Origin of the sequence: Salinivibrio sp. PR919, assembly GCF_001995355.1 — a bacterium.
GTDB lineage: Bacteria > Pseudomonadota > Gammaproteobacteria > Enterobacterales > Vibrionaceae > Salinivibrio > Salinivibrio proteolyticus.
Map to the genome: position 1 here is coordinate 1 of NZ_MUFL01000142.1, position 4,001 is coordinate 4,001.

At 50.3% G+C, this 4,001-nt stretch carries 5 protein-coding genes; 1 reads left to right on the plus strand and 4 read right to left on the minus strand.

Features of this window, described 5'->3' with window-relative positions:
- A partial coding sequence (nrtS, locus tag BZG83_RS16005) for a nitrate/nitrite transporter NrtS (RefSeq protein ID WP_198929747.1) occupies window positions 1-236 on the plus strand: 236 nt, incomplete at its 5' end.
- A 44-nt stretch (window positions 237-280) separates the two neighbouring features.
- Here the strand turns inward: nrtS and betA are convergent.
- The 4 genes from betA to BZG83_RS16835 all read right to left on the minus strand — a co-directional run.
- A complete protein-coding gene (gene betA / locus BZG83_RS16010) occupies window positions 281-1,978 on the minus strand; it encodes a choline dehydrogenase (protein ID WP_077482037.1) in 1,698 nt (565 codons plus the stop codon).
- Between the two features lie 104 nt (window positions 1,979-2,082).
- Complete coding sequence (locus BZG83_RS16015; protein WP_108742992.1) at window positions 2,083-2,823, minus strand: FadR/GntR family transcriptional regulator; 741 nt, start codon at window positions 2,821-2,823, stop codon at window positions 2,083-2,085.
- A 193-nt stretch (window positions 2,824-3,016) separates the two neighbouring features.
- The gene (locus BZG83_RS16020; RefSeq protein ID WP_077482039.1) at window positions 3,017-3,463 is read right to left on the minus strand and encodes a GNAT family N-acetyltransferase; all 447 of its coding nucleotides are present in this window, start codon (window positions 3,461-3,463) and stop codon (window positions 3,017-3,019) included.
- Between the two features lie 18 nt (window positions 3,464-3,481).
- Window positions 3,482-4,001: delta-class carbonic anhydrase (locus BZG83_RS16835; protein WP_241828304.1), on the minus strand; the 520-nt coding region annotated here is incomplete at its 5' end.

Sequence of the window (4,001 nt, forward strand, 5' to 3'; positions counted from 1 at the left end):
TCCGTATACTCGTAAAGCGAAGCTTGGTCATTAACGCGATCAAAATAGCTTTAGTGGTGGGAACAATACTCAACATTATCAATCAAGGCGATGCGCTGTGGGCCGATGGCTCATTTAGTATCGGCCATGCGCTACTCAACTATCTCGTCCCCTACAGCGTGGCAAGCTATAGCGCGGCCAAGTACCAACTCAACCAGTCAACAAACCCTTCAAATAACACGGACAAAGCCCCATAAAAAAGCCAGCATTCTGCTGGCTTTCATCCGAAAACAGCGGCCGATTACGCCACGTCAGCCGTCGCTTTCTCTACCGGCTGTGAACCAGTTTCTGGCATATAACGGTAATACTCAGCGTCTTTCGCGGGTGCGAGCGTATGCCCCATCATCATATCTGCCGCCTTTTCAGCTACCATGATCGTCGGCGCATACAAGTTACCATTGGTAATTGCTGGGAAAACGGACGCATCAACGACACGCAGATTTTTCACCCCATGTACATTCAATGATTCATCCACGACTGCCATTTCATCGCTCGCCAAGCCCATTTTGCAAGTACAGCTGGGGTGGTAAGCACTTTCCCCTTCGCGTGCCACAAAATCGAGGATCTCTTCATCGGTTTGCGCATCGCTGCCCGGTGATAACTCTTTACCGCGAAGGTGGTCAAACGCAGGTTGCGCAATGATATCTCGCGACACGCGAATCGCTTCCACCCACTCTTTACGCTCTTGTGGCGTTGAGAGATAGTTAAAGAAGATCTCTGGCTTCTCATCTGGGTTAGTGCTGCGAATTTTAACGTAACCGCGCACATCGGTATTCATCGGCCCCACATGCAACTGGAAACCATGTCCTTTGTTGGGTGCCGAACCATCATAGCGAATTGCCAAAGGTAAAAAGTGGAACTGCAAGTTCGGATACGCCACCTCATCATTACCACGCACAAAACCACCTGCCTCAAAGTGGTTGGTCGCGGCAGCACCTTTACGACGGAACAGCCAATCAAAACCGATTTTCGGTTGATTGTGAAACTTAAGCGCGGGATACATGCTGACCGGCTCTTTACATTCATACTGCACGTAAAGCTCAAGGTGGTCTTGCAAGTTTTCACCCACACCCGGCAAATGGTGAACAGGCTTAATCCCTAAGTTTTTCAACATGGTCTCATCGCCAATACCCGATAGCTGCAACAGCTTCGGTGAGTTGATTGCACCACCACAACTGATAATCTCGGCGCCATAGGCGGTTTTCTTCCGTCCCCACTTGCGATATTCCACACCGATAGCCGTTTTGTCTTCAAACAGCACTTTATCGGTTGTCGCACCGGTGATCACGGTAAGATTTTTACGGTTCATCACCGGGTGTAGATACGCGCGCGCAGCACTGTGGCGACGACCGCGATAGATATTTTGGTCGAAAATCCCAAAGCCTTCTTGCTGATAACCGTTTACATCGTCGGTTAATGGATAGCCCGCTTGCTGGGTGGCATTAAAGAAGGCACTAAACAGAGGGTTATCGCAATCGGCGGTACTGATCGCCAGTGGCCCATTATTACCATGGTAATCATCTTGGCCCTGTAAACGCGTTTCACACTTGCGGAAATACGGCAGGCAATGGGCATAATCCCATTTTTTTAATCCGTGCTCGTTGGCCCACTTCTCGTAGTCCATGGCGTTACCACGGATGTAAATCATGCCATTAATGCTGCTACAACCGCCAAGCACTTTGCCACGTGGCTGTGCGATACGGCGATTATGCATGTTCGGCTCGGGCTCGGATTCGTATAGCCAGTTATAGGTGCCATCAGTCAGCAAGTATGTCAGTGCGGCGGGCATATGAATGCGAAAATCAAGTCGATAATCAGGACGACCCGCCTCAAGAAGTAGCACCTTGTTATCTGGATTGGCACTTAAACGGTTCGCCAACACACAGCCTGCTGAACCCGCGCCAATAATGATGTAATCGTAGTTTTGTTGCAGTCCCATAAAACCTCCAGTTTTCCTTCCCGCGCGCAGTGACTTGTTCGCCATCTTGGTGGCGCGGTTATGGGTGAATGTAGTTAGAGGTTTCCTTTTTGAAGTGTTTTTTATTATTTGCTTGATGCTTGTGCATCAATGCATTGTTGTAGCAACCGATAGTGGTGGCTGATCGTTGCCTGCGCCTTAAAAGGCTCTGCGGCAACAATGTGGTGGACGGTCTGCTGCCAGTTTTCCACCGTTTGGCGACGATACTCCGCCGCCTGATAAAGGGCATAATCGTGCGAGCTAAAGCCTTGTTGCAGCGCATGCATTACCCACTCAAAAATTGGGTTGCCTGACATTTCAGCAATCAGCAGGTTTAGCGCCCGATCTAGCTCCCCTAATCGATCAAGATCTGGACTCACACTCGCCGCTTCAGCCGCTAAGGCTTCTACGGTTTCCTGCAGTGTGACTTTCTGCGCCTCATTCCCGCGACTCATCGCAAGTAAAACCAAGCTTTGGTCGACCGTTTCACGAAACTCCGCCACTTTCTCCGCATTGATATGGCTTTGCTTGAGAAACAGCGCCAGTGATTCACTGATATGATGAACATCCACTTGGCGCACGACAGCACCGCCTTTCTGACCCTTGCGGATTTCAATCAAGCCTTTTTGTTTGAGTGCCTGAATCGCCTCACGCACCACACCGCGTCCTGTTCCGAACTGTTGCTGAAGCTCACGCTCACTGGGTAGTTTGTCACCAGGCTTTAGCGCCTCAGACAGAATCGCTGACTCAATTTGTAATGCCACATCTTCACTGGCCCGGCCCATTTGCACCGGATGAAAAAGGCTTTGTGCGGTTGTGTTCATCATCACCCTCTCTTTTGGTAGGACCAAACTAGCAATATTAGCTCTATAAAGTCAAATACCATCTCGCTAGCCTTACTTTGGTACGACCATTACCCATAATAGAAAATCAACTTATTGGATTGATAAATATGATAAAAATAAAAAATCCCGCTTGGTTTTACCGAAGCGGGATTTTTTCACTGTCTGCAGACGACAACTAACTTTGGTAAACCATTCGCCACTCACGCTCTCCGGTATGTGGATCCGTTTGCTCTCTATCAACCACAAAACCGTGACGCAGATAAAAAGCGTAACTGGCCGTGTTTTTCTGATACACAGTGAGGTCGATAGTAGGCTTTTGCAGTTTGGCATGATCGAGCAATTGACTGCCCACACTGGCGCCCTGATGGGCAGGATCGACAAAAATCGCCGCCAGCGTATTACCATGCAATGCATAAAAGCCAAGGATGACCTCTTGATAGGTGCCTACCCATACCTCAGCCATCGGTAAGTAAGACGCACGCATGGCATCACGTTGCTGATGCCAGAACGCCTCATCAATGAAGTCATGCGCCTGCAGTGAGGCATTTAACCAGATATCTAGAACCGACTCCGTATCGTCCGGTCGCATACGTCGAATGGTTAATCGGTTGGGCGCCGTCATTGGCATACTGTTCCCTTTTTATTGCTCGGAGAGTAACGCAGGCTGCACCACCAAGTTTCGCACACCGTGTGCATGATGCTCTTCAAATACGTTCGCCTGACACCAGCGCTGAATACTCGCAATGTTAACCTTTTTGACCTTCGGGCGGACCCGCCAGGTTACTTGGTAAGGCGATCCTTTCTCGTTGTAGGCCGGGCCGGTCGTTGAGCCGAGATAGCTTACCGCCTGACCGCTATCTTCGGGCAGGTGAATCGCTTGATAGCGCCCTTTGCGCTGACCAACCGCCGTCAGGCGCGTGAAATCAGCAGCACTGTCATCATTCACCGCCACGAGCACTTGTGCCTCAACCCGCAACTGCGGATTCACCGTTGCATCACTCAAGCACGCGCCCAGCGTCGGACCCGGCGCGACAGACGCCGTGCTATACACATAGTGAAGTTCCAAGGTGTCRCCAACCTGCACATTTTGATGCTCACTGGCACACACAGGCTGGTGATATTCTTCGCGCTCAGCATCGGTTAACTGTCCCGTATAGAGG